This window comes from Pseudomonas sp. P7779 (genome assembly GCF_013386315.1).
Lineage (GTDB): Bacteria > Pseudomonadota > Gammaproteobacteria > Pseudomonadales > Pseudomonadaceae > Aquipseudomonas.
In genome coordinates, this window is the sequence record NZ_JACARZ010000074.1 from 80,678 (window position 1) to 105,790 (window position 25,113).

A 25,113-nucleotide genomic window follows, 5' to 3' on the forward strand; every position below is an offset into this window, starting at 1 on the left:
CGAGGGCAACAACCTGAAAACAGCCGTTTGAATCACTGGCCAATGCTCAATAGGAGGCCAAAACAGCCAGCAGGTTCAACCCAACTGCCCGATGACCACCCCGATCAAACGGTGGGAGCAGCCTTGCCCCATCTTCCTGACATCCCCCCCTCCAAATGTGGGAGCGGGCTTGCTCGCGAAGGCGTAGTGTCAGCCACCCAATAAACCCACTGACACCCAAATCACCGTCCCTCCAGCAACTCCCCAGCCTTATCCAGCAACGCCAACGGATCACTGGCCTTATGAATATCCACCGACAACAACTGCCGAAACTTCCGCGCCCCCGGGAAACCCGTCCCCAGCCCCAGTGCGTGGCGCGTGATGTGATGCATCGAGCCACCTGTCGCCAAGTGTTCGGCTATATAAGGACGCAACTGCGCCAGCGCCTCGGCGCGGGAGATAACAGGTGCAGTGCTGCCAAACAGCTGCTGATCCACCTCGGCCAGCAAATACGGATTGTGATAAGCCTCGCGGCCCAGCATCACGCCGTCGAAGGTCTGCAAATGCTCCTGGCACTGTTCGATGGTCTTGATGCCGCCGTTGAGGATGATCTCCAGTTCAGGGAAATCCTGCTTCAACTGGGCGGCAACGTCGTAGCGCAAGGGCGGGATGTCCCGATTTTCCTTCGGTGACAGCCCTTCCAGAATGGCGATTCGCGCATGCACGGTAAAACTGGTGCAGCCCGCGTCCTTCACCTGGCCAACGAAATCGCACAGCTCGGCGTAACTGTCCCGGCCGTTGATGCCGATGCGGTGCTTAACCGTTACCGGGATCGAGACGGCGTCCTGCATTGCCTTAACGCAATCCGCCACCAAGGCCGGGTGGGCCATCAGGATCGCGCCGATCATGTTGTTTTGCACCCGGTCGCTGGGGCAGCCGACGTTGAGGTTCACCTCGTCGTAACCGGCGTCCTGGGCCATGCGGGCGCAAGCGGCCAGGTCCGCGGGGACGCTACCGCCCAACTGCAAGGCGAGTGGATGCTCGGCCTCGTTGTGGCGCAGGACGCGTTCGTGGTCGCCGTGGAGGATTGCGCCGGTGGTGACCATCTCGGTGTAGAGGAGGGCATTTTTGGACAGCAGGCGCAGGAAGTACCTGCAGTGCCTGTCAGTCCAATCCATCATCGGGGCGACGGAGAAGCGGCGGGAGAGTGGAGCGGTTTGTAGGGGCATTGGAGATCTGAGTCAACGAGGCGAATGGTGTGCAGTTTATCAGGGAAGCATCGCGGGTGTCGGGGAGGTGTGTGATGCGCTCCTGACCATGTCGCACGTAACGTTAACGCGTGTGAAATATGCCGAGGATCAGAAGCCGACCATTGCGTCATATATCGTGGTCTTACCCCGATATCCGTTCGCCAAGTCACCAGACGCTACTGGGTGACCTACATCGGGATCGATATCACCGGCATGGGCTCTGGCGTGGCGCAGCTGGTGAAGCAGTTCTTCCCGAACATCACCACGTTCAGCTACTCGCCCGAGGTCAAAACCCGCCTGGTGCTGAAGGCTTATGACGTCATCAAAAACGGCCGTCTGGAATTCGATGCAGGCTGGACGGATATGGCCCAGTCATTGATGGCTATCCGCAAAACAATCACCGCCTCCGGGCGCATGTTCACTTACACGGCCGGTCGCACAGACGAGACGGGCCATGCCGACCTGGCGTGGGCGCTGTTCCACGCACTGCACAACGAACCCCTTGAAGGGCAGACCACGGCGAATACCGGATTTATGGAGTCCTACTGATGAGCAGACGTAAGCGCGGTACCCAGCTGGCCACCGCTCAGCCAACCATTGAAGGGGACTTGCTGCCGCCTGAGTCCGGGCCGGTTGAAGCGTTCACTTTCGGTGATCCCGCTCCCGTGCTGGATAGCCGGGAGATCCTCGACTACCTGGAGTGCTGGGCCAATGGGCGTTGGTTTGAGACCCCGATGTCCATGGACGGCCTGGCGAAAACGACCCGGGCCAGCGTGTATCTCCAGTCAGGGCTGAACTTCAAGCGCAACATGCTCGCCCGCACGTTCGTTCCCCACCGGCTGTTGAACCGCCAGGCCTTTGAGCAGTTCGCTCTGGACTGGCTCTGGTGTGGCAACTGCTACTTGGAAAAGCGCAGCAACATGCTCCGCAACACCATGGGGCTGCTGCCTCCACTGGCCAAATACATGCGCCGGGGTGTGGACATGGAGACCTATTACCAGGTGCGTGGCTGGAAGGACGAGCACGAGTTTGCCCCTGGTTCGATCTGCCACTTGCGCGAGGCCGATATCAACCAGGAGATCTACGGCCTGCCGGAGTGGCTGGCAGCGCTGCAAAGTGCGTTGCTCAACGAGAGCGCCACGCTGTTCCGGCGCAAGTACTACAACAACGGCAGTCACGCCGGTTTCATCCTGTACATGACCGACGCGGCGCAGAAGGAAGAGGACATCGACTCACTGCGCACCGCGCTGAAGAACTCGAAAGGGCCAGGCAACTTTCGAAATCTGTTCGTGTACGCGCCGGCCGGGAAGAAGGACGGTATTCAGCTCATCCCGGTGAGCGAAGTCGCGGCCAAGGACGAATTCAGCTCGATCAAAAACATCAGCCGTGACGATCTGCTCGCGGCGTTGCGCATTCCACCGCAGTTGATGGGCATCGTGCCGCAGAACGCGGGCGGTTTTGGGTCGTTGCGGGAGGCTGCTGAGGTTTGGGCGGTCAACGAGCTGGAGCCGTTGCAGGCGAGGCTGGCCCAGGTCAACGAGTGGCTGGGTGAAGAGGTTGTCAGCTTCAAGGAGTTTGAGCTTCCTACGGGAGGAAAATAAGCATGGCATAGTTCTAACGTGGGGTTGAGGTGGCATTGTTCGTTCGGAGTACCGACGAAGATAAGCCCAAAAGGTGAACAGTCAGAATTGTTTAGCAAAACCGCGCGATAATGCAAAGGGGACTACTGCCGACAGGACGAAATTTTAGAGGTGCTCTATCTAAACGGCGCCAAAGGAGCGATTCTTGAAAGTTAAAATGGTCGGAATCTTCATTCGACCATTTAATCTTCGAGTCATTGCTTTTGTTTTTGACGCTTCAATAATAGTTGTGGAATGAAATAGAATGCGGAGTAAGCAATGATCGGGAAACAATGAAAAACAAGTAGAATGCCGGAAGAAAATAGTGCGTAGGGAATAATGTGCCTACCTAAGAATCCCCATTTTTGAGTGAGAGTTCCTAGATCGGTTTCCTGCATGTAAAAAGCATAGATGGCAAAAAAAATAAAAGCAGTAATTGAAATTAATATTGCGGAGTATTTCGCGATAGTCATGCTTTCGTATTGGTCAGGGTCAATTATCATGGTTTTGCGAATTTTTATAAAGGTTATAATGGAAAATAGTGGGCCAAAAATACTGATGTAGTTTGTAATCAGCTTAGAGCTAAATGCAGAGCTGGATGTCCAGAATCCCACAAGTCCAAGTAGTTTTTCATTTAGGAAGGTGTCCAACTCCAAATGAAAATTTGTTTCGGGGTTTGTTGGTAGTAAAAATGCAATAATAAAAATTGGGATTATCGTGAGCACGATAAATGCGTATGGCATTTTGATTAATTGTTTAGTTTTTTTGGTCATTGATTTTATATTCCGAGATTGTAAATAGATGGCGCCTTGCCAAATTTCCTAGCAAGGCGCCATCGTATCAGTTAAGAACCAAGTTGTTAATGTTATCTACAGATTTAGCATTGAATAGTGACGCTATGGCAGCCATTAGAACGGCTACCACTACCACTCCAACCGCTGTGCTACTCCACACAGGAGCCGTTAACGCGAAGATCACGGCAAGCAAGGCACCTACGCCGATGCCTAGCGCCATGGCCTCAAGCTCCAGCATTAGCGGTTTCCAAGAGCCAGTTTCAAAACCAACTACAGCCGCTTCTCGAACGGAATTTGCTTGAGAAATGTAGCCTACAACACCAAACGCCTTACCTAGGCGAGTAACGTTGTCTGCAAAAGTCGCCTTGTCTAAAGCCTTGAGCGTATCAACGACAGCTTTTGTATCTCGTGCACTCAGCCTTGTATTTGGATTGGCTCTAACCTTCTCGAACGCTGTCATTGCATCATTGTAGCTGCGAATTTTACTGCCTGAGATGTTCTCTTGCATCTCGAGAGCAATTTTGCTCATGTTTGCGCCATACTTTTGGAGAATGCGTTCACCAGTTGCCGCAGCAAAATTTACAGAGTCGATGTAGTTTTGCTTTTGTTTCTCTTCGCGTTCCCTCTCTTCAGCATCTTTTGCTCGCGCTGACAATTCTTTAAAGGCGTTTGCCGTATTGGTTAGTTGTCGCACTGTTTCTGAATGAAGAAGCGAATCATGATAGTCGGCCCAACGCTTCCCTAGCTCAGTGTTTGTTTGCAAGTCAACCAACTTATGAAGAGCTTCCAGTTCTGGTTTGGACATTGGGGACTTAATGTGAGGACTGTCACGATTTACCGACTTGTATGGTCCGATGGCTGCTGTTTCAAGCTTTATTTTGGCCTCTATTACTTTCAGGTAGTTTTGTAGCGCTTGCGAGTGTGTTGTACCTTCTAAAGATGGTACGGACTTCACAATATGTTCCTGAAGGAAATACGGGAGTAACTGAATCTGAAAGTCCTTTTCGGTATCAATGACAGATAGGCTATTTCCAACCCAAGACGCGGTTTGATCTTGCGCAGAGTTTGGAGCTATTTTAGCTTGGCCGATTTTTTTGGCCAGAAGTGGGAGTTGGTTCACCAAAATGTTATTTTCTAACGAAATTCGCTTTAGTTCCAGGGCTGCTCTATAGGCTGAATCAATCTCCGCAAGAGCTTCGTTAAACTTTGCGGCATGCACCCCCTCATAGATTTTCCGAAATGGCAAATCAACCATCAAGAATAGGGGGTTCAATCCGTAAAGAGCATGCGCTGCTGGGACCTTAGCTTGATACTCATCATTTTTCGATTTAATAACTTTAACAGTTGTTTCGAGATTTTTTTGAGCTTCGTTGATTGGGGAAAGTAAGAGGCCGCCTCGAGCCACCATTTGTTTTTGCTCGATTTCTTTTTTTACTGATTCTGAAAGTTTGTTGAAAACACCAGCATATTCCTCATCAATAACGACTTTCAGGTACTCGTGTTCTCCTACAAAATCATCCCACATGAATGGGGTGAGTGGGTTGAGTTTACCTGAACCCGTCCCCTCCCCCCGACGGGGACCGTCATTCAGTCCCCAAGCCACATTACCCATATACATAGACGTCATCGTGGGTAGGTGACCGGTGATTGGAATTGGACCCAGTAAATATGAGCTCGGACCAGTTTTGATGTGTGGGCCTAAGTACGTTCCAGTGCTAGACATATAAATCCCTTTATTTTGTTGGTAGTGAGTGTGACTGCTTAGAATTAAGCAGTCGCAATACTGTATGCATGAACAGTATTTATGGCAATATCTAACTGATAACTATTCGTATCAAATTATTTCATCCCGATAAGCTCGTTCGTACCTGGCGCGCGCCGTTGTCCCCCCACCACGCCTGCGGGCTAAATGGGTCTCTTTTTCTGCACTTCTGCGGCCCCCTCGCGGCGGCCCAGGCTGGGTGCTTGGCTGGTGTTTTGGAGAGGGCAAAAGCCTGCGGAACCCTGCGAAGGTGCATATTTTTCGCAAGGCTTAAAAGCACGCACGGACAGCTGAATTCAGTAGGTGCCTCGGGAAAAGGGTTAGTTTTTTTTTGAGGGGGGTGTTGTGAGTTGGAAGGCCCGTATTTGTTGGGCTTGAGACATAACTTTGATGGGTTAGGTTGGGTTAGGTTAAAAGTTAGGTGTTCATAAGTATATGTTTTTTAAAGGAATTAATATATTGAATATTTAACATCAATAAGGATTAGGAAATAACCAAACCTAACCGAAGAGCTAACCTTGCCAACCCTTCGGAAAGCCACGACAGACAGGGCTTCCAGAACGACCAGCAAAAAACTAACCTTCCTTACCTCGTTCCCGTGGGTCAACATGAAAACGCCGAGTATGCCTAGGGCGGGGCACTTTTGATGCTGCGAGCTGGATCGCGCAGTACTCACAATCTTTACCTTCACGCGCCCGCCCACTCACTCACACAGCTACAGATGTCGGCGTATCCAGGGGGCATGGATTGGAGCGACAGACACTGGCGAAAAGTGCCGTGGCACAACCTTACGGAGGGGATGGGACGGGCTGTTTCGGAGAGTGGGTGGTACGAAAGTGGTACGTGGTTTTCTTTGGAGTGCTACAGGGCACGTAATACATAGCCTGTAGAGTTAGCAGTTCCAATCCATCATGGGTGCAACGCTGAAGCGACGGGACAGGGCTTGCGGTGGAGCTATGACTGAAGGCATTGGGATCTGGAATGGAGAATGCGAAGGGTGAGCAGTTTATCAGGAACGGGTTTGAGGGGCCGGGTATTGATCGTCTGGCACGAGACTCAGTTTTAAAAATCTGTCCCCTTTTTTCGCGATCCGCCAAAGCAGGAGATCTGCTGCAGTCGAATGTTCGGCAAGCGGCTGACGGAACTGCCCCCAATCAAAGAAGCGGTGGCCACCTACATGATGCGTGCCTCGGAGAAGCTCCGCGTTCAGAACTCGCTGTGCAAGAAGCTGCGCGTGTGCATCCGGACTGGGATGTTCAACCCCGAAGAGGCTAAGTATGCCAACGGAGTGGTGGTGAATATGCCGTATCCGACCGATGACGTGCGTCTTCTGACACAGGCGGCTGTTGATGCGGTCGACCGTATTTACCAGCCAGGCTTTAAATATAGTAAGGCTGAAGTGATGCTGCTCAATCTCTGCCAGCCCGGCGAGTACACCGGTGATATGTTCGCTAATTCGCAGACTGCCGAATCCACTCGGGTGATGACCGTGCTGGACGAGATCAATGGTCGATGGGGGAGGGGAGCGTTGCGGTCAGCCAGCGTGCCCAGCAACCCGGCTTGGGCCATGCGCCGCAGTATGATGAGCCAGAGCTACACCACTAAACTGGATCAGTTGTGGGCAGTAGCGTGTAAATAGCGGTTGGGACGCAGGCAGTGGTGGTCTGATTTTTTTGTGATGATGCCTGTTTCAATTATGAGGTGGCCGGGGAAACCAAAAATAGACACCTCGTAATCGGCTCGGGAAGCTGGAAATCGGAAAGTCGACTCCTGAATCGACCTTTAAATATCGTCACCCAGGCCGGTGTCACTTATTTCACTGCCTTTATAAAAAAAGTGCTTAAGCGTTAATTTTGGCTGTGTTTTCGGCTGAATTAAGGTTTGTGAATGGAGGATCTGAGTCTCGTAGAACGCCTCGCAAATTGTTCCGTGACTCCGGACAAACCAGTGGGTCGCTTCCGGCAAAATTTCTTTAGATAGCGGATGCGCGGCAAGTGGGTTGTGGAATACTTCTAGCTCAGCAGACCAAGGCTCATAACCTTGTGGCCATAGATCACGATATTCAGGGCTAGTCACATCCAGACAGAAAGGCAATCCCTCTAGGGCGCCTGGTGTTCGATCAAAGAACTCCCCAAATCTAATGTTGGAGAAATCATCACTCTGAGTCATCGAAACCAATACTCTCCCAAATTTAGCCAAACTACAGCCGTTGCTGAATATTATTGCCGATAAGCTGGCATTTTCCGGGAAGCGAAAGAGGCCAGCAGGAGTCTTTTGTTTCCCAAGCAAATGTTCGACACTTACGCCTACAGCTTGTTTTTTTCCATCAATTACTTGAGTTGTTGCGTATTCACCGTAGAGGTATGCAATGAGTGCTTGCCTGCTCCAAGTCATGGATCCTTGGGCATGAAAATCAGCGATAGCGAGGGCAAAGGGTTGGCCTACAACATGCGAGAGCTGATCGTATTGTCGCTGAAGCTTGTTGCGAATGGTGTTTGCATAGCGTACTGCAGCTTGCCCTATTACTCTCTCAACCAAATCGGACGGGGGCGGCTCCGACCAAGTGGTCGCATGGTCGTAACGTTCAGTCGGGTTCGTGGTAACAGCCTCTATCCATGCGCACTCACCATTACGCCGTGAAATGCGGAAGTCAGGTGATCGAAATTGCTGGCTGACTAAACGTCCCTGTTCACGAAAACACGCTAGCAGATGAAGTTCCCAGAGGCGGGTGTGCAAATTCTCAGTTTGAAAATCTCTGACCCAGTTGTCATCAGGACGAGGCATTGAGTAGTACAGGTGCCCGATCATCCACGCAGCTTTGTGTCGAGATTTTCTGGAAAGATGCTGGAAAAGAGTGCATGTAGGCAAGTCGGCGCTATCAAAAATATTTGGCCTTCTTGCGGTATTGGGTGGCATCGGCTCACGGGGAGCCCCCTCTTTAAGGAGGGCAGCAATCTTTCGTTCTGCTTCGTCAAAACTATCAAGTCCGGATTCGTCCAAAACCAAAGTCCAAACTAGGTCCACCCGCTGTCGCATTGCAATGCAACCAAATGTATTAGCATCTTCGTCGAGTGTCAGAACACCCCATGAGCGTCCATCATCCGTCCTCCACCCGGTATAGGGCATGTGATTGACGAAGCTCAGCCCCCAGGGCAAGGAAAGGGCATAGAGGTCAAACATGGATTGCGTGATCGGTTTCATAAAACGTGTGCCGTCCCTGCAGTTTAAGCAATTTCCTAACGCTGAAAATGGGTAAAAACTATGATCAGCAGGATGAATTAGGCCGTTGATTTAATTTTTTGCGCTGGTTTCTTTGCATTTTGATAACAAACGTTCTATTGATTTGTCATATAAGCTATTTTCTATGTCAATGTCTCTGCGCACTCGATTAGCGCTTTCAAGATACTTTTCTTGATAGGGGCTAATTAACATTCTGTCGCTTGCCTGAGCTTCGAACTCCATTATTTTATTTTGCAATGAAGCAACTCGTTTGTCATGTGATTCGGCTAATATCGGAAGACCATCTATTTTGCAATCAAAACTAATGGTTTGAGGTGCGGAAGATGTTTGGTTTGCTGAAGAAAATATGAATTTCATGCTAGAAATACCGGCAGCGAAACCCAATATTGCGAGGGTGGAGCCAAATATTACAACATGATTTTCAAATTTTTCCTTTAACGATTTTGATTCCGTTTTTTGTGGGGTTAAATCTGTGATCTCAGGTTTTTTTGCAGCGGACTCCAGTTTTGCTAATGTCGTTGCTTGATTGGCAATGCCTACGGCGTTGTTCATGTTTGTCGTTGCATCTACTAAATTGCCCGTTCGGTATAGTACAGTTGCGTTTGTTACGGCTTGAGTAAATTCGGTTAGATATTTTTTGTTGAATGATATTAGTGGGCGAACTGCATCACTCCATACTTCAAATTCTTCGAGGGACTTGAATTGAGGTTTTTGACTGCGCTCTTTGCTTAGCTTTTGTAGTTGCTCCGCGATATTCATTTTTTATAGCTGCCAGTTTTCATTTGGGGGAGTGCTTTCTTATGCGTTAAAAGTTTGTTTTTTCAAAAATCTATGATTGCTATGAGTTTCTTTAACCGCTTCGACCCTACATTAATTTTAATGGATACCGGACTGGTGATGGCTAAATGGTATCCCTCAGTTAGTACCTTAAGGACCCTTGCATGAGATGTCTATCTTTTGCAGCTTGTTAGAGTTTGAGACGTTCCTAGCGGGGGGGCTTCGGAGACGGGTCATTCTAACCAGCATACGCGTGGCTGCGCCCCAAAAGTCCCACATACCCTACACAATCAGGGTGTGTAGCACGCGGCGCTGGACCAAATTTTGAAACCCAGTCAAGCTCCGATTTTCTACATGGACCATTCGAAAATGAAAGCGTTGATAGTCCCTGAAAGCATGAAGCTGGCTTCAATTTGGGTGGTATGGAGTTTTATCTCGGTGGGCATTTTGGGCTGGACTCTCTGGGTGGTTATAGAAGCTGTCGGATCGCCTGAAAGCATGAGTGCATGGGTGCAAGCCATAGGAAGCATCGGCGCGATTTTAGCCGCAGTCGCGATTGCGCGTCGGGGAGTGATGCAACAAAAAGAGGACAAGCTATTTGAGGGCTACGGCTATATGGAGAAGGCTTTCGGAGTCGCTGCATATGCGAGCGAAGTGATTGCGGGAGCAAGTCAGTACATCTTGCAGGGGGTGCCCACCCCGCCGATGCTGAAATATCACTCAAATTTGTTGGAAATATGTCTTGAGGACTTAAAAGAAATTGAATATACCCGCCTCGAAGATTTAGACGTTGCAAATGCATTCCTCTCGCTCAAACGTAGTGTCAATTTGACACGATCTGCAATATTGCTGCAGCTCGAAACCAACGGAGGGTTTGCTAAAAGCCAAGTCGCGGCTTGGGGGCAAAACGCAGATAGAGAAGCAAAAACAATGAGTGCTGCGATAGTCCGTTATTTGGGAAGGCATCCTTGGTTACTTGATGAGGCTTATGCACATCACCAAAGCCGGCGTTCTTGAATAAGAGTTAGATGTGATGCTGCACGCAACAAAAAATTATTAGCCGAATGTGGTGCTGCTATATGGATAGGGCTTATCCATTAACTCTCAAAATGGCTAGTCCTAAGGGCGCAGAAGTGCTCCTCGCCGGGATTATTTTTTAAGTCAGTTGCATCTCATATCGCCATTCCAAATCGCTTGCTTAAAATTTGCTACATTCGGTTATCTCGGATCAATAAATGCCAAGGAATTAAGCCTTTGAAGCGAGCTGTAGGTCCAGTCCATCATCGGAGCAACGGAGAAGCGACGGGAGAACGATGGCGTTGGTGCTATAGGTGAGGACATTAGGGTCTGAGATGGATAAGGCGAAGGGCGGACAGTTTAACAGGAATGGGCGTGGTGCCGTGGTGGCCAGTGCCAGAGCTCCAGCCACCCTGGCACGGTTTTCAGCTTATTTCTTCTTTTTGTCGGGCGCCTGAGTCAGCGCCGAAGCCGCCACAGATTTCACATCCGGCGGAGTGGTGGGATCCGCCAGCAGCTTGGCTGCTTTTGAAGCGACGCTTTCACTGGTTTTTTCGTCTTTAGCCATTATTGAGCTTCCCTCTACGTAGGCCGCAGGCTCATCTGAATTGATGCCTGGTCGGCTTTAATATGTAGGGGCTAACCGTTGATATCGCCAATCAGAATATGTGCCGGGATAATTCGTCGCCAAAACGACATCAACCTGAACCGATCCTGTCCTACGGCAAAGTTTCATAATTCTCACCGGCATTGAGGCCTACGCTCAGCCCATAAGCCCAAAGGGAACTGAAAAAATGATCTCCAATCTCGTCAAAGTCGTGATGGTCGCAGGCACGTTGCTCTTGGCCGCTTGTTCGTCGGGTTCATCTGGCATGAGTAGCGACCTGAGCAGCGACCCTTGTTATTCAGGGGGATGCCAAGCGTTTGGCGACCACAGCCCCAGCAAGGCCGCCAAGATGAATTTTGGCGGCAACGCGCTGGGGAGCAGTTACGGGGAGTATGGTTCGGGGTTGATGCATGATGACTGACTGAGCGGGTGGGGCAGCCATTTACTCAGTGACTGACCCACCGCTTTCGCGAGCAAGCCCGCTCCCACATTGGATCGTGGGAGGGCGTTAGTGACCGCCTTTCATGCGGCGGGCGATCAGGTAGATGCCCAAGCCCACCAGTGCCGTGGCAGCGCCGATGTAACCCGTGCTGGTCCACCCATATCCCGCCGTAATCGCCATCCCACCCAGCCACGGCCCCAGCGCATTCGCCAGGTTGAACGCCGCGTGGTTGGACGCCGCCGCCAGGCTCGGTGCCTCATGCGCAATGTCCATCAAGCGGATTTGCAGCGGCGCGGCCATGGCGATCATGGTGCCGACCAGGCCAATACCCAGCAGTACGCCCCACAGCGAACTCGCGGCGAAGGTGAAGAAAATCAGCACGGCCATCGACCACACCATAATCCAGCCCACTGCGCGAAATTGCAGGCGATCGAACAGCTTGCCGCCGGCGATGTTGCCGATGATGCCGCCTACGCCAAACGCGGCCAGACCGAAGGGAATCCACTGCGGCGAGACTTTGGTCACTTCGAGCATGGTCGGCGCCAGGTAGCTGAACACGCAAAACATCCCGGCAAAACCAATAGCACCAATGGACAGCGCCATCCACACCTGCGGTTTGGTGAAAGCGCGCAGTTCTTTGCGCGGGTCGCTGCGGGGTTCGTCGTGGCGATCCGGCACGAATTGCCAGACCAGCGCGATGGTGCACAGGGCGATAGCACTGACCAGCGCGAACGCCGAGCGCCAGCCAAAGTGTTGACCGAGGAAGGTCGCGATGGGGTTGCCGAGCAGCATGGCCAGGGTCAGGCCCATCATCACGCGGGCGACGGCGCCAGCACGTTTGTCGTTGGGCACCATGCTGGAGGCGACCACGGCGGCGATGCCGAAGTAGGCGCCGTGGGGCAGGCCGCTGATAAAGCGGAAAGCCACCAGCGAACCGAAGGTCGGGGTAAACGCCGTGGCGAGGTTGCCCAGGGCATAAAGGCCCATCAGCAATAGCAGCATGTGTTTACGCAGCAACTTGGCGCCGAGGATCGCCAGCAGCGGGGCGCCGACCATCACGCCCAGCGCGTAGGCGCTGATGGCGTGGCCCACTTGCGGTTCGCTGAGATTGAGGTTGTGGGCGATGTCGGGCATCAGCCCCATGATGGCGAATTCGCCGGTGCCGATCGCAAAGGCGCCCACGGCCATGGCCGCTTCCATTTTGGCGGCGCTGCGCGCGGGCAGCACGTGCCCGGGTGTTTGCTGGATAGTCATGGGTAACTCTGTTTGATGAAGTGCACGAAGGACAGCCGCCGATGCTACGCAAGCAGCGACGAAGGTGTCTAGAACAGCGTGTTGCGCGAGAGTTCCATCGGCGCAAGCAGTGCGGGGCTTTGAGATCCGTCTTATTCAACTACCCTCTCGCCACGCTTACTCTTTTGGCGATGAAGCTCAAACATTTCCTGCAACCACTCGACTCTTCTTTTTCGACGCCCAAGGCCGCGCGCAAGTTGTTGCGGCTGTTTGCCCTGGCATTGGTGCTCGGCGTGTATGTGGGTGCCTACAGCTACTTGCGTGCGGCGTTGAATGAGGAAATTTCGCTACGGCGCAGTTATATGAATGAGGCGATTTCCGATGCGCAGAGTTTTTTTGTCAGCCGCCAGACGCTGCTCAAAAGCCTCGGCCTGTCGACGGTTCGTCATGTCACGCCACCCGTGGGCAACCTCAATAATGTGCCGGCCGAAGAGTTGCACATCACCTTGGGCGAGGCGGGCAATATCTGGAGCCTTTGGCTGACTAGGCGCCTGCTTGATTACCTGCAGGTCAACCAGGTCAACCTGATCTACGTCGCGCAGCGCGCCGAGCCGGTGGTGGAGCGCCTGTTTACCGTTGGGGCGGCCCCGGAGAATGTGCCGCAGCCGGTATTGCAGCGGTTGATGGCGGTGGACACCGGCAAGGTCTCGGTCAGCGATGAGTTGTGGCTGACTGAGCAGAGCCGCCTGGATTCACCGCTATACATCTTCACCCGCCTCGACGACCGTAGCCCCACGTCGGGTTGGCTCGGGCTGGAGGTGGACGGCCCGGACCTGATCAACGCCCTGCAGCATGAAAAAGCCGGGGACTTCATGTTGCTTGACGGCGCCGGGCAGCTGATTTTCAGCAGCACGCCTCATCAACCCTCGGCTGCGCAGGTGCTGCGCCAGTATCACGCCACGGCCAGCTTTGGTTGGGAAGGCAGCCGCTGGCTGCCGGATCGCTTGGCCATTCGCAAGCACCTGGGTTACTCCCAGTGGCAGATCGTCTACAGCCTGGAGCTGAGTTCACTGTTGCCCAGCCTGGCCATGCCGTTGCTGCTGTGCCTGCTGTTGTGCGCAGCGGCCAGCTTGTTGATGGTGCGGTTGGTGCGGCGCATCGATCAGCGTTTGATTATCCCGGCAGCCAATCGCATCGAAGCGCTGGTGGAGAGTGAGGCATTCAGCAGCGCGGTGATTCGTATCGCGCCAGTGGCCTTGTGCGTGCTGCGCCGCAGCGACGGCGAGGTAGTGTTGGAAAACCCCCTGTCCCGGCAATGGCTGGGCAACGGCCACGAGCGCCAGCAACTGTGTCACGGCTGGATTCGCCGCGCGTTCGATGAGTCGGAACAAAGCAGCACCGACGAGCTGCAAATGGCCGACGGTCGTCACCTGTACTTGAGTTTCGCGCCAACCCGTTACCAGCGTGAGGAGGTGCTGATCTGCGCCTTCAGCGACATCACCGAACGCAAGCAGGTGGAGTTGGCCCTGCAGCAGGCGCGCACGCTGGCGGACGCGGCGAATGAGGCCAAGACCCTGTTCCTGGCAACCATGAGCCATGAAATCCGCACGCCATTGTATGGCGTGCTGGGCACCCTGGAATTGCTTGCGCGCACCGACCTTAACAGCCAGCAGCGTGGCTACCTGAATGCCATCGAGGGCTCGTCGGCGAACTTGCTGCAAATGATCTGCGATGTGCTGGACGTGTCGAAAATCGAAGCGGGACAACTGTCCCTAGAGTTCAGCACGTTCTCACCGATCGAGTTGGTGCAGGAAGTGATCCAGGGCTACGCAGGCGCCGCCCAAAGCAAGGGCCTGCAGTTGTTCGCCTGCCTCGACCCGCAGTTGCCCGACCACGTGAGCGGGGATGTCACACGCATCCGCCAGATCCTGAATAACCTGCTGAACAACGCGCTGAAATTCACCGAAAGCGGCCGGATTGTCTTGCGTCTGCGCCTGGAAAGCCGTGAAGGCGAGCGCACGATGTTGCAGTGGCAGGTAGTCGACACCGGCAAGGGCATCGCCGAGGAGGACCAGCGGTACCTGTTCGAGCCGTTCTTCCAGGTCAGCGGCAATGCGAATGTGGTCGCCGGCAGCGGCCTGGGCTTGTCGATCTGCAAGCGCCTGATGCACTTGATGAACGGCACCTTGCGGGTGGTCAGCGAACCGGGCCTGGGCAGCAGCTTTTCCTTCACCTTGCCGCTGGAGCAAGTCAACGACGACGACCAGGCTCCCTGGGCGCAGCCGCTGCTCGGCGAGCGGGTGTATGTGGTGTCGCCGGTGCGTGAGCTGGCGGAAAGTGTTGGCGGCTGGTTGCGTCGCTGGGGCGCGCGCGCGCAACTCGGTGCGCCGGAGTCCGCCGAGGCCGACCCCGGCGCGGTATTGGTCGAGCTGTATCCCGGCCCGACCGAGCCCGACCAGTTGCTGCATTGGTCCGGGCCGCGGGTGATGGCCGCGGTCGACGAGCATGGCGCTTATCCCTGGCAGATCGGCCTGAACAACCTGCAGGCGCTCAACCGCGCGGTCAGCCGCGCCCAGGGCAGCGAAGAGTTGTTGTCGCCGAGGATCAGCGAGAAGCCCACCGAGTTCAGCCTCAACCTGCGCCTGCTGGTGGCCGAAGACAACCTGATCAACCAGTTGATCCTGCGCGACCAGTTGGAAGAGCTCGGCTGCAGCGTGGTGCTGGCCGGCGACGGCATTGAAGCGCTGTCATTGTGGGGTGATACCGCGTTCGACATGATTCTCACCGACGTCAACATGCCACGCATGAACGGCTATGAACTCACCGAACAACTGCGTCGCCTGGGTTGCTCACTGCCGATCATCGGGGCCACCGCCAACGCGATGCTCGACGAAGCCGAGCGCTGCCTGAACGCTGGCATGGATCATTGCCTGGTCAAGCCGTTCACCCTGCGCGCCCTCTACCAGTGCCTGCATCGCTATCAGAGGAGGGTGCTTTGAGCGCCTATCGCGTACTCATCGTGGAAGACCATCCTTTCCAGCATGAGTACTTGATCAACGTCTTCCAGGCCATCGGCGGGTTTGACGTCGATGTGGTCTGGGATGGCGCCACCGCGCTGCAACGCCTGGCCCGACAGCGCTACGATCTGCTGCTCAGCGACTTGATGATGCCGGGGATGGACGGTGTGCAACTGATCCAGCACTTGGCCCGCATGCACGCGCCGCCTGCGCTGGCGCTGATGAGCGTGGCGTCGCGGCGCATGTTGGTGGGCGCCGGGCAGGTGGCCGGGAACCTCGGCCTGACCGTCGCCGGGCTAATCTCCAAGCCGGTGCGCGAACGCGAGGTGCGCACCCTGCGCGATTGCCTCGACAAACTCGCCGAGCAGGCGCGCACGCCGTGTTGCCACCGGGGTGTCAGCCATGCCCGGGAGAACCTTGAGCGCGCCTTGGCCAATGGTGAAATCCAGGCGTGGTTCCAGCCGAAAAAATCCCTGCATGACGGGCGCATCGTGGGCGCCGAAGCCCTGGCACGCTGGGTGCACCCGGTGGAAGGGTTATTGATGCCCGGCGCGTTTCTTGACGACATCGAGCGCCTTGACCTGGAAACCCGCTTGCTCACCTGCATTCTCGGCCAAACCCTCATCGCCCAGGCCCAGTGGGCGCAACTCGGTTACCGGCTGCCGGTGTCGATCAACCTGCCCACGCATTTGCTCGACCAGAGCGACCTGGTCGACCGCCTGCTTGCCCAGGTGCAAAGCCGCGACGCCGAACCCCGGCAAATTACCTTCGAATTGATGGAAAGCTCCACCACACGGCTGCCCAGTAACTACTACGCTGGAGCATGTCGCTTGCGCATGATGGGCTTTGGGTTGGCGCAGGATGACTTCGGCAAGGGGTTCAGTTCCTACTTCAACCTGGTGTCGACGCCGTTCAACGAGGTCAAGATCGACCGGTCACTGGTGCATGGCTGTGCCGAGAACGAAAGCCTGGCGTCGGCCTTGCAAAGCATTGTCGAGCTGGGCCGCAAACTCGGGCTGACCACCATCGCCGAGGGCGCCGAGACCCAGGCGGAGCTGGCGGTGTTGCGGCGTATCCGCTGCGATCAGGTGCAGGGTTTCCTGATCTCCCATGCCGTGGCGGCGGAAAAATTCAGCGCCCTGTTAATCGAGGATGGCCCTGCGCCAGCACTTATGTGAGTGGCCAGGGTCACACAGTCAAGAAGCCCGAAGGAAGGGTCGCCCGGTCAGCCGGGCGTTATTGGCCAATGCCGGGATCAAGCATAGGCCCCATATCCTGATTCAGGCTTCTGCGGTACTGACGATGAAACATGCAAGTCTGCGCCTGGACAAGCTGGCGCAAAGCTCTCAACGCTTGAACAAAGCCCTGTTATTGCTCACGGGGCTCGCCTTGTTGCTGTCCAGCAGTTGCTATTGGGCGGTGTCGCGGTTGCTCGACGCTGAACAGGAAAAGGTCGAGTTCCACTTCGCCCGCGTGGTGGAGATCATCCATGAGCACGAGGCGTTCCTGCGCAACGTGGCCAGTGGCTACAGCCGCAGCAACGCGCCGCCGCTGCCGGCCGTGCAGTCGACCTCGGTGGTGGAGTTGCAGCACGAAGGCGGGCAGGTGGTGTTGCAGGCCAAGGGGTTTGCGATGTCGCTACCCTTCACCTTGTCCCACGCCGAGACGTTCTCGGCGGATGACACGCGCCGGGCACTGGCGTTTGGCGTGCAACTGACTGACTACTACGGCGGCTACTGGGCCAGCTCGTTTTACGCCTCGCCGCAGCTGTTCGTGTTCACCCCCAATGCCGTCGCCAGCCTGGCCGTGCCCGGCGTGGGCGGCTTGCGCCAGCACCAGCCATTGTTGCGCGAGCAGTACCGCGACGTGGTGAGCCGCTTGCAGCAACTGCAACAGAGCCAAAGCCTCCTGCTGACCGACAGCCGCGTGCGCTGGATGCGTGCGCCGCCGCAGTTGTACCAGAACAGCCGCAGCGTGGTCGCGATGATCGGCCTCGACGCGCCTGCCGCCGTATTGCCGGCCAATCAGCCTCAGGGCCTGCTCACGCTGGCGGCGGTGGTGGACACCTCGCAGGTCGACGAAATCGAGCGAGTACTGCAACTGTCGGTCTACAACCAGTTCACCCTGATCTCGCCCCAGGGCGACGTGTTGCTCGGCAGCCTCGGCGATGAACACATGGCGCCCCTGGGCCTGAGCTTCAACAGCCAGGGTTTGCGCTTCAAGATGCTCAGCGAGGGTGGCGAGCACTGGACCGGCCTGTACGCCATCAGCTATCAGGATTTCCTGCGCTACGCCAAATGGCCGCTGCTGGGCCTTGGCCTGACGTTTCTGGCGGCCGTGCTGCTGGGCTGGTGGATCAACCATTGGTACAAGACCCGCATCGTCAGCCCGGCGCAACGCGCGCAGGAGCGTCTGTTCGAGAGCGAGGCATTCAACCGCATCATGCTGCACAACGCCCCGGTGGGATTGTGCGTAGTGCGCCGCAGCGATCACCAGTTACTCCTGGAAAACCAGCGCGCGCTGCAATTGCAGGGCACCGCACCGCTGCTCGACGTGCTCAAGGCCAACGATGGCCCGGACACCCCCGGCGAGATGTGCCTGGCGGTGGAGGGGCGGTACTTGCAGGTCGTGGTGGTGGCGGCGCGGTACGAAGGTGAGGACGTGTTCCTCTGCGGCTGCACCGACATCACCCGACACGTGGACGAAGCCCAGTTGCTGACCCAGGCGCGCCAGGAAGCCACCGAAGCCAACGAGGCCAAAACCGTGTTCCTGGCAACCATGAGCCATGAAATCCGCACCCCGCTGTACGGCGTGCTCGGCAATCTGGAACTGATGGCCCTGACCGACATGAGCGAGCGCCAGCGCCACTACCTGGAAATTATCCAGGGTTCGTCCACTGTGCTGTTCCAGTTGATCAGCAACGTACTGGATGTATCGAAAATCGAATCCGGGCAAATGGCCGTGGAAGCGGCGCCGTTCAGCCCGGGCCAGTTGGTGGCGGAATCGGTGTTGGCGTTCAGCGCGACCGCGCGCAATAAAGGCTTGCAGATCGATGCCGAGATCGACCCGCTGCTACCGCCGCAACTGCTTGGCGATGCTGGCCGCATCCGGCAGGTCCTGCATAACCTGCTGGGCAACGCGATCAAGTTCACCGACTCCGGGCGCGTGCGTTTGCGCCTGATGGTGCAGCAACTACTTGACGATAAAGTGACCCTGCAATGGCAGGTCACTGACACCGGCGTGGGCATTCCGGAAAAGGCGCTGGACCAGTTGTTCAAGCCGTTTTATCAGGTAGCGGGCGACCAGGACGGCAATGGCGCCGGCCTGGGCCTGTCTATCTGCTCGCGCTTGAGTGAGTTGATGGGCGGCAGCATGCGCGTGGTCAGCGAGCCAGGGTTGGGCAGCAGTTTTTCGCTGTTCATCACCTTGCCGGTGCTTCAGGAAACCCTGCCCTCTGCGGAACAACCGCCGATGCCGCCGTGCCTGGACGCACCGTGCCTGAACGTGCGCGTGCTGGTCGCCGAAGACAACCCGGTCAGCCAGGCCGTGCTGCAAGAACAGCTCGAGGCCCTTGGCGCCCACCCCACCGTAGCGCGTGACGGCGAGCATGCGCTGCAAATCTGGGGTTCGCAGCCGTTCGACCTGGTGATCACCGACATCAATATGCCGCGCCTCAACGGCTACGACCTGGCCCGCGCGTTGCGTGAACAAGGCGTCCAGGTGCCGATCATCGGCGTCACCGCCAATGCCCTGCGCGAGGAGGGCGAGCGTTGCCTGGCGGTGGGCATGAACGCGTGGGTGGTCAAACCGCTGAGCCTGAGCATGCTGCGCCAGGCGTTAATGGCGCACTGCCGGCGAGCCACGGCCTTGCCGGTGGTGCAGGTGGACCGGGACCGCGAAGGCTGGATCGAGCTTTCCCCGGCCATGCGCCAACTGATGGCCGACACGTTGCTGGTGGATGTGCAGCAGATCGAACAAGGCCTGACGGCCGGCGATGCCACCCTCGTACGTGAGCGTTTGCACAGCCTCAACGGCGCGCTGGCCAGTGTGCGTGCCGGGGAACTGTCCAGCGCTTGTCAGGCATGGGAGAACACCCTGTACGACGCACCGCTGGATACATACGCCACCACGCAGATTCGAGGCGTGTGCGCACGGCTTACAGCGGTTGCGCAGTGCTTGCTGGCAGAGTCGCAAACTTGATGAAAGCCCATTACAAGGAAGATAAAGAATGCGAGAAATGAACGTTGTGATCGCCGATGACCACCCGATCGTACTGGTGGGCGTGCGCGAAATTGTGCAGCGTGATTCACGCTACAGCCTGGTGGGCGAGGCGGTCAGTTCCAGTCAACTGATCGAGCAGTTGCGCAAGCACCGGCCGCAAGTCCTGATCACCGATTTCAACATGCCGGGTGACGACACCTATGGCGATGGGTTGAAGCTGATCGAGTACATCCTGCGTCACTTTCCCGCGACCCAGGTGCTGGTGCTGACCATGATTTCCAACAGCCTGATTCTCACCCGCTTGCAGGAATTGGGTGTGGCCGGGGTGATCCAGAAGAACCACCTGCACGGCGAGATCGAAAAGGCCCTCGGCGCGATCAGTGCCCAGCGCAGTTACCGCGCACCGGAGCCCGCCGCGACTTCGGTCTTGGCCAATGTGACCCAGGTGCAGGCGCGCTTCCAGAGCCTGTCGCCACGGGAGATGGAAGTGCTGCGTTTATTCGTGACGGGCATGAGCGTGAGCGATATCGCGCGGCAGTTGAGCCGCAGCAACAAGACCGTCAGCGCGCAGAAGATTTCGGCCATGCGCAAGCTGGAGGTGGACAGTGACCAGGCGCTGCTGACCTATTGCATCGAAGCCCGGCAGTTTCAGTAATCAGCGGTACGTCATCTGCATCAACAGGGTGGCTTTGTAGCTACCCGCCTCGGGCAGCTCGCCCAGGGACACGGGCTTGACGCGCAGGGTCAGCGCCAACGGTTCGTCTTCTACCGGCCAGGTGCCGGTTTGGCCCAGGCCGATCCCCGGCTTGTCGGTCTTGTCACGCAATTGCACCTGCAACCCCAGGGATGGGAGATTGGTGAGCAGCACCGGGCTGACGGTGAGGGCCCGGGCCATGCCCGCCGACAAACTCAGCTCGACCTGAGCGCCCGCCTGACAGTCGAAGACCAGCGGCACATCGGTGGCAACGGTGCTGCCGTCGGCCAACTGGTTGAGGTTGACCTTGCCCAGGTCCACCTGTTGCGTACTCGGAAACCTTGCGGTGCACGGCGGTGCGGTCAGCTTGCCGCTGACGTCGATCTGCGCTTCCTCCGCCGCTTGCGCAAGGGCGGTGCTGGCTACGGCCAGCAGCATCCAGGCGAGCGCTTTCATAGGTAATTGAGGGTCATGACCATCGACGAGGTGAACGCGCCCGGCGCCAGCGTGCCGCGTTCGACCAGTTGCGCCTTGAGGCTGATATCCACGTCGCCGCTGAGGTTGGTGTATTTCTTGACGGTGCCATTGAGGTTTGCCGCCGTGTTGTCCGCCCACAGCAACGACACACCGAGGTTATCCGCCGTGGTCTTGGCCACGGTGGAGGTGTAGGTGCCGTTATTGGACGTGAAGCTGACATTTAGCGAAGAACCCGACGAGCACTTCAAGCGCACCGGCACTTCCACAGTGCCGGTGGTCGCCACCTGGTCAGTACGCACGTCGCCAAATGCGGCGGTCAGGGTTGTGCCGGTACTCAATACGCACGGTGGGCGGGTGAGGGTGCCGCTGACGGTGATATTCACCACGTCGGCAGCGTGAGCGGTGCTGCTGAGCAGCATCAGGGCGAGCAGTGGAGTTTTCATGGCAAGGCCCTCATTGATAGTCGATGTTCAGCGTGTATTGGCTCTGAAACGCACCCGTCGGTGATTGCCCGGCCGCCAGTTGTGGCTTGAAGCTCAGGTTTACGTCATTGCTGCCCACGCGTAACTGCATAAAGCGCGGGGTAGTGAAGTTCACCGGGTTCAGGGTGTCGGTCCACAGCGCCTGCATGTTCAAACCTGCCAGCGAGGTGCGCGTCACACCGGTAGTAGGGCTGACTACCGTCTGGTTTGGAAGCAGGTAGACGTTGGCTCGCATCTGCGCCGAGCATTTAATTGACACTGTGGTCGACTGCATCTGGTTATTGAGGTCGCTGTTGCTGATAGAGCCGAAGCGCAGGTTGACGCTGCCGGGTGAACTCAGGCTGCAGGCAGGCGGGACTACGGTGTATGAAAACCCTGTGTTAAGAAACCACTCGCCATAACCCAGCCAGTTTTCCGAGGTAACGCCCAGCAACACCCCTATCCAACGTGTGCCTGCAGTTTGGGGTGCTGTGCCCACCAGAATGTAGCGGTAAGGCACCACAGTATTAAGGGGTAGAGGCCGGCAGTAGCCGCCCAGGCAATTGCGGCTGTATTGGCCGATATCCAGATCGTATAAATAGATGTTGTTATACGGGTCGGACCATCTCAACGGGGCTTGATTCGGGCCGCTCATGTAGTTGATTCGCGTATTTAAACCGGCTGAATAGGGGAATGCGCGGCGAACGGTGCACGTGCCCTCGAAGACGATCCTGATCGCCTGGCCCGGTGTAAACGTGTAGCCGCCGCTCGGAACGCCTGGCACTGTGCAGTTGAGATTCCCTTCGACCAACGCTTGCGCCTGTTGTGAAAGGCAGCTCAATACTGCGCACAACAGCGCAAGCATCAGCCGTCCACGCACCTTATGTGTTGCTTTAACGATCATGTCAGGAATCCTTGGCACCCGACCCACCGGCCGCGCGCTCACATTGAATATTCATTTGGGTGATGCCGCCGTCGGCAGGCGCTGTTTCGTCCAGCTTCAATTCACGGCTGCACCACGGCTGGCCGTCGACGCTGACCAACAACCGCGCCTCGGGCGGCACGCCGTTCAGGAACGCGCGGCCTTTGTCGGCCACCAGGGTGTTGCCGAGGGCGCGGCCATCCGGGGCAAACAATTCGGCGCGGGCGGCAAACGGCGCTGCTTCGCCAAGGGTGTCGCTGATGCGAAACAGGATGCGTTGGCCGCGCCGGGTGTCGAAGTCGGCCAGTACAAACGCGCCGCGGTTTGGCGTGACTTCCTGCACCGGCTCGGCGATGTCGACGTCAGACGGCATCGACTGGGTGTCCAGCGACACGCGGTTTTTGCGATAGGGCAGGGCCTGCGGCACCACGGTGTAGCCATTGCTGTTGGTGCGCACACCGCGCTTGTTGCTGATGCCCACGTCGGCGGCGCCCGGTGTGGCGACGATCACATTGGTTTCGCCCAATGGCTGGCTGAACATCAGGTTGCTGCCATACGCCACCACCGAACCTTCGACGCCCATGTCCAGTTGGCGGCTGCCGGTGGTCTCGTTATAGGCACCGCGCACAATCGCGTTGGGCGCGTCGTATTGCGCGGCGAAGGTGCCGCCGGTCTGGCGTTGCGCGCCGCTGACTTGCTGCGACACACCCGCGCTGTAGGCCAGCGTATCGTCCTCGAACGCGTTGCCGCTCAGGGTCGCGGTGCGTGATGCCGAGCCCCGCACGCTCTGGTTCATGTTGGCCGTAACGCGCTGGCTGCGCGTGCCGCCCAGGGGCATGCTGATGCTCAGGGACAGGCTGCGGTCGTCGCTGTTGGCGCCTTTGTTCAGGCCCAGCCCAAGGGAGTAGGAAATGTCCCCGACGCTCGCGCTGTATCCCAATTGGATCGAGGTGTCGGCCTTGCTCTTGTCCCAGTAGGCGGTTTTCGACACGTTGGCATAGACCCCGCCGTAGCCGCCCAATTGTTGCGACACGTTGGCGGTGAAGTTGCTTTTCATGTGGCCGCTGCGGTACGTGTCCAGGGTTTGCTCGGTGCTGCGGCTGTTCAGCGCTTCGTTGAACGAGTAGTAGCCGCCGGTGGAGTAGCGGTAGCCGATCAGGCTGAAGTTGGTGTCGGTGGCCGCCAGGGACTTGGAATAGCGAAAGCGAAACGACTGGCCGCTGGACGTGGTTTTCTCCCGGCCCACGGCGTCGCTGCGGGCGTGGGTCACGTCCACCGAGATCGCGCCAAAGCCGGCAAAGTCGTGGGCAAAACCCAGCAGGCCGGCGTTGTATTGATTACTCAGCAGGCTGCCGCCAAACAGCGTGGTGCTGCCGCTCAAACCGCGTCGTAGGGAGGCCTGGATAAATGTTGGGGTTTGCTGCACAAAGGACGATTGCGCCGGGCGGTATTGGCCGGCGAATACCGAATAGCTTTGCTGGCCTTCGCGCAGCATGTAGGGCACCGACGAGAACGACTGGGTGTAGACCTGGCGCTGGCCGTCCGGGCCTTCCACGGTGACTTCGATGTCGCCATTGCTGGCGGTGGGGTACAGGTCGGTCAAGGCGAACGGCCCCGACGGCACCCATTGCTCATGGATCACATAGCCGCGCTGGCGGATGATCACCCGCGAGCGGCCATTGGCAATGCCGCGAATCACCGGGGCGAATTCGCGGGCCTGGTCGGGCAGCATGTCCAGATCAGAGGCGATGCCCAGCCCGCGATAGGGGATCGCGTCAAACAGGTCGCCTTCGGTGGTGGAATCGCCCAGGGTGGCGATCGCCATCATATTGCCCATGTCGCGCTGGGCGTAGGTTTCCAGCGACTCCCAGCGCCCGGGCGTGGTGCTGCCTTTTTGCCAGGTCGAAAAATTGCGCAGGCGCCAGGCCCCGGCATTCACGCCGCTCCTCAGGCTGCCGAACTGGTCCTGGCGGCGGCCGGTATCGGACTCCACGGTGCTGCCGGTGAAGCTGTAGTTGGTGAAGGCCACCTGTTCGCCGTTACTCCATTGCCGACGGCGCACTTCAAAAGGGATGCTGCCCAGGTAGGCCTGTGGGATTTCAATCGACAGGATCTGGCGGTTGAAGTCGTAGTCGTAGCTCACGCCGGCCAGGCCCTGATCGAACGCAATGCAGGTGGGGTCGGCGTCGGTGCGGTTTTGCAGGGCCGTGTCGGCCACGCCCTGGGCGCGGAAGAACTCGACATCCAGGCAGGGGAACAGGCCGGTGCTCGAGCGTTCCTGGGTGCCGGTGGCGCGGATGAAACGCACATCACGCTGTTCGATCGAGCGCTGGTTGAGCTGGATATCCACCCGGTAAATCCCCGGCAACTGGCCGTCGCTCATGGCGCTGACCTGTTGTTTCACAGCGGCCGAACTCTGCCCGCCGCCGATTTCGAGAAACGACGCATCGAACTCGTAGCCGGCGTGTGCGGGGGCCAGGTGCAAGGCGGCGGCGGCCACGAGCGGGCAGCCGAAAGCCTTCACGGCCCGACGGCGCATGAATGGGAATGAACGGAGCATGGTCGTTCCTGAAAAGGCGTTCCGGGGTTGTCGCGTGGGTA

Annotated in this window: 18 protein-coding genes and 2 pseudogenes; 9 read left to right on the plus strand and 11 right to left on the minus strand. The window is 57.0% G+C overall.

The window, feature by feature from the left end; translation table 11 throughout:
* Positions 1-221: 221 nt before the first annotated feature.
* A complete protein-coding gene (gene dusA, locus HX869_RS21315; protein ID WP_178903600.1) occupies positions 222-1,208 on the minus strand; it encodes a tRNA dihydrouridine(20/20a) synthase DusA in 987 nt (328 codons plus the stop codon).
* A gap of 174 nt (positions 1,209-1,382) precedes the next feature.
* Between dusA and HX869_RS21320 the strand changes: the two are divergent.
* A pseudogene (locus HX869_RS21320) lies at positions 1,383-1,778 on the plus strand (terminase); the annotation flags it as partial.
* Complete coding sequence (locus HX869_RS21325; protein WP_178903601.1) at positions 1,778-2,830, plus strand: phage portal protein; 1,053 nt, start codon at positions 1,778-1,780, stop codon at positions 2,828-2,830. The pseudogene HX869_RS21320 and the gene HX869_RS21325, both read left to right, overlap by 1 nt.
* A 233-nt stretch (positions 2,831-3,063) precedes the next feature.
* On the opposite strand, the gene HX869_RS21330 is transcribed toward HX869_RS21325, so the two are convergent.
* Positions 3,064-3,621, minus strand: a complete 558-nt coding sequence (locus HX869_RS21330) for a hypothetical protein (protein WP_177075693.1) — start codon at positions 3,619-3,621, stop codon at positions 3,064-3,066.
* 67 nt (positions 3,622-3,688) lie between these two features.
* Positions 3,689-5,260, minus strand: coding sequence for a colicin-like pore-forming protein (locus HX869_RS21335; protein ID WP_178903602.1), 1,572 nt, complete (start codon positions 5,258-5,260; stop codon positions 3,689-3,691).
* A 1,231-nt stretch (positions 5,261-6,491) separates the two neighbouring features.
* Between HX869_RS21335 and HX869_RS21340 the strand changes: the two are divergent.
* Positions 6,492-7,043: pseudogene (locus tag HX869_RS21340) on the plus strand (DUF4113 domain-containing protein); the annotation flags it as partial.
* Positions 7,044-7,186: 143 nt separating this feature from the next.
* On the opposite strand, the gene HX869_RS21345 reads toward HX869_RS21340, so the two are convergent.
* Both HX869_RS21345 and HX869_RS21350 read right to left on the minus strand, forming a co-directional pair.
* Complete coding sequence (locus HX869_RS21345; protein ID WP_178903603.1) at positions 7,187-8,605, minus strand: hypothetical protein; 1,419 nt, start codon at positions 8,603-8,605, stop codon at positions 7,187-7,189.
* Positions 8,606-8,695: 90 nt separating this feature from the next.
* Positions 8,696-9,403, minus strand: coding sequence for a hypothetical protein (locus HX869_RS21350; RefSeq protein WP_178903604.1), 708 nt, complete (start codon positions 9,401-9,403; stop codon positions 8,696-8,698).
* Between the two features lie 387 nt (positions 9,404-9,790).
* Here HX869_RS21350 and HX869_RS21355 point away from each other — a divergent pair, with 387 nt between their 5' ends.
* Complete coding sequence (locus HX869_RS21355; protein ID WP_178903605.1) at positions 9,791-10,438, plus strand: hypothetical protein; 648 nt, start codon at positions 9,791-9,793, stop codon at positions 10,436-10,438.
* A gap of 430 nt (positions 10,439-10,868) precedes the next feature.
* On the opposite strand, the gene HX869_RS21360 is transcribed toward HX869_RS21355, so the two are convergent.
* Entirely contained in the window at positions 10,869-11,006 is a 138-nt protein-coding gene (locus HX869_RS21360; RefSeq protein WP_167410166.1) for a hypothetical protein, read from the minus strand.
* Positions 11,007-11,232: 226 nt separating this feature from the next.
* Here HX869_RS21360 and HX869_RS21365 point away from each other — a divergent pair, with 226 nt between their 5' ends.
* The gene (locus tag HX869_RS21365; protein ID WP_003218911.1) at positions 11,233-11,466 is read left to right on the plus strand and encodes a hypothetical protein; all 234 of its coding nucleotides are present in this window, start codon (positions 11,233-11,235) and stop codon (positions 11,464-11,466) included.
* A gap of 87 nt (positions 11,467-11,553) precedes the next feature.
* On the opposite strand, the gene HX869_RS21370 is transcribed toward HX869_RS21365, so the two are convergent.
* Positions 11,554-12,741, minus strand: coding sequence for an MFS transporter (locus tag HX869_RS21370; RefSeq protein ID WP_178903606.1), 1,188 nt, complete (start codon positions 12,739-12,741; stop codon positions 11,554-11,556).
* Positions 12,742-12,911: 170 nt separating this feature from the next.
* Here HX869_RS21370 and HX869_RS21375 point away from each other — a divergent pair, with 170 nt between their 5' ends.
* The 4 genes from HX869_RS21375 (at position 12,912) to HX869_RS21390 (ending at position 20,613) form a co-directional block, all read left to right on the plus strand.
* Positions 12,912-15,719 carry an ATP-binding protein gene (locus HX869_RS21375; RefSeq protein WP_134325968.1) on the plus strand — a complete coding sequence of 936 codons (2,808 nt, stop codon included), beginning with the start codon at positions 12,912-12,914 and terminating at the stop codon, positions 15,717-15,719.
* On the plus strand, positions 15,716-16,915 hold the full coding sequence (locus HX869_RS21380; protein ID WP_003218906.1) for an EAL domain-containing protein: 1,200 nt from the start codon (positions 15,716-15,718) through the stop codon (positions 16,913-16,915). The genes HX869_RS21375 and HX869_RS21380 overlap by 4 nt, the downstream gene beginning before the upstream one ends.
* Positions 16,916-17,039: 124 nt before the next feature.
* The gene (locus tag HX869_RS21385) at positions 17,040-19,937 is read left to right on the plus strand and encodes an ATP-binding protein (protein ID WP_178903607.1); all 2,898 of its coding nucleotides are present in this window, start codon (positions 17,040-17,042) and stop codon (positions 19,935-19,937) included.
* 28 nt (positions 19,938-19,965) lie between these two features.
* A complete protein-coding gene (locus HX869_RS21390; RefSeq protein ID WP_017477281.1) occupies positions 19,966-20,613 on the plus strand; it encodes a response regulator in 648 nt (215 codons plus the stop codon).
* On the opposite strand, the gene HX869_RS21395 is transcribed toward HX869_RS21390, so the two are convergent.
* The 4 genes from HX869_RS21395 to HX869_RS21410 are packed head-to-tail and all read right to left on the minus strand — an operon-like array spanning position 20,614 to position 25,072.
* Positions 20,614-21,108 carry a fimbrial protein gene (locus HX869_RS21395; RefSeq protein ID WP_003218900.1) on the minus strand — a complete coding sequence of 165 codons (495 nt, stop codon included), beginning with the start codon at positions 21,106-21,108 and terminating at the stop codon, positions 20,614-20,616. It lies immediately after the preceding gene.
* Entirely contained in the window at positions 21,105-21,572 is a 468-nt protein-coding gene (locus HX869_RS21400; protein WP_003218898.1) for a fimbrial protein, read from the minus strand. The genes HX869_RS21395 and HX869_RS21400 overlap by 4 nt, the downstream gene beginning before the upstream one ends.
* A 10-nt stretch (positions 21,573-21,582) precedes the next feature.
* Positions 21,583-22,494 carry a fimbrial protein gene (locus HX869_RS21405; protein ID WP_256736780.1) on the minus strand — a complete coding sequence of 304 codons (912 nt, stop codon included), beginning with the start codon at positions 22,492-22,494 and terminating at the stop codon, positions 21,583-21,585.
* A gap of 1 nt (position 22,495) precedes the next feature.
* Positions 22,496-25,072: a fimbria/pilus outer membrane usher protein gene (locus tag HX869_RS21410; protein WP_178903608.1), complete on the minus strand. Its 2,577-nt coding sequence runs from the start codon at positions 25,070-25,072 to the stop codon at positions 22,496-22,498.
* Positions 25,073-25,113 lie beyond the last annotated feature (41 nt).

What these genes read in the sequence shown, in the direction of transcription:
- HX869_RS21350 (WP_178903604.1), bottom strand. Translation starts at nt 9,403, where the DNA reads ATGAATATCGCGGAGCAACTACAAAAGCTAAGCAAAGAGCGCAGTCAA.
- HX869_RS21330 (WP_177075693.1), bottom strand. Translation starts at nt 3,621, where the DNA reads ATGACCAAAAAAACTAAACAATTAATCAAAATGCCATACGCATTTATC.
- HX869_RS21385 (WP_178903607.1), top strand. Translation starts at nt 17,040, where the DNA reads ATGAAACATGCAAGTCTGCGCCTGGACAAGCTGGCGCAAAGCTCTCAA.
- HX869_RS21405 (WP_256736780.1), bottom strand. Translation starts at nt 22,494, where the DNA reads ATGATCGTTAAAGCAACACATAAGGTGCGTGGACGGCTGATGCTTGCG.
- HX869_RS21410 (WP_178903608.1), bottom strand. Translation starts at nt 25,072, where the DNA reads ATGCTCCGTTCATTCCCATTCATGCGCCGTCGGGCCGTGAAGGCTTTC.
- HX869_RS21395 (WP_003218900.1), bottom strand. Translation starts at nt 21,108, where the DNA reads ATGAAAGCGCTCGCCTGGATGCTGCTGGCCGTAGCCAGCACCGCCCTT.
- HX869_RS21345 (WP_178903603.1), bottom strand. Translation starts at nt 8,605, where the DNA reads ATGAAACCGATCACGCAATCCATGTTTGACCTCTATGCCCTTTCCTTG.
- HX869_RS21400 (WP_003218898.1), bottom strand. Translation starts at nt 21,572, where the DNA reads ATGAAAACTCCACTGCTCGCCCTGATGCTGCTCAGCAGCACCGCTCAC.
- HX869_RS21335 (WP_178903602.1), bottom strand. Translation starts at nt 5,260, where the DNA reads ATGTATATGGGTAATGTGGCTTGGGGACTGAATGACGGTCCCCGTCGG.
- HX869_RS21325 (WP_178903601.1), top strand. Translation starts at nt 1,778, where the DNA reads ATGAGCAGACGTAAGCGCGGTACCCAGCTGGCCACCGCTCAGCCAACC.
- HX869_RS21355 (WP_178903605.1), top strand. Translation starts at nt 9,791, where the DNA reads ATGAAAGCGTTGATAGTCCCTGAAAGCATGAAGCTGGCTTCAATTTGG.
- HX869_RS21360 (WP_167410166.1), bottom strand. Translation starts at nt 11,006, where the DNA reads ATGGCTAAAGACGAAAAAACCAGTGAAAGCGTCGCTTCAAAAGCAGCC.
- HX869_RS21365 (WP_003218911.1), top strand. Translation starts at nt 11,233, where the DNA reads ATGATCTCCAATCTCGTCAAAGTCGTGATGGTCGCAGGCACGTTGCTC.
- HX869_RS21375 (WP_134325968.1), top strand. Translation starts at nt 12,912, where the DNA reads ATGAAGCTCAAACATTTCCTGCAACCACTCGACTCTTCTTTTTCGACG.
- dusA (WP_178903600.1), bottom strand. Translation starts at nt 1,208, where the DNA reads ATGCCCCTACAAACCGCTCCACTCTCCCGCCGCTTCTCCGTCGCCCCG.
- HX869_RS21390 (WP_017477281.1), top strand. Translation starts at nt 19,966, where the DNA reads ATGCGAGAAATGAACGTTGTGATCGCCGATGACCACCCGATCGTACTG.
- HX869_RS21370 (WP_178903606.1), bottom strand. Translation starts at nt 12,741, where the DNA reads ATGACTATCCAGCAAACACCCGGGCACGTGCTGCCCGCGCGCAGCGCC.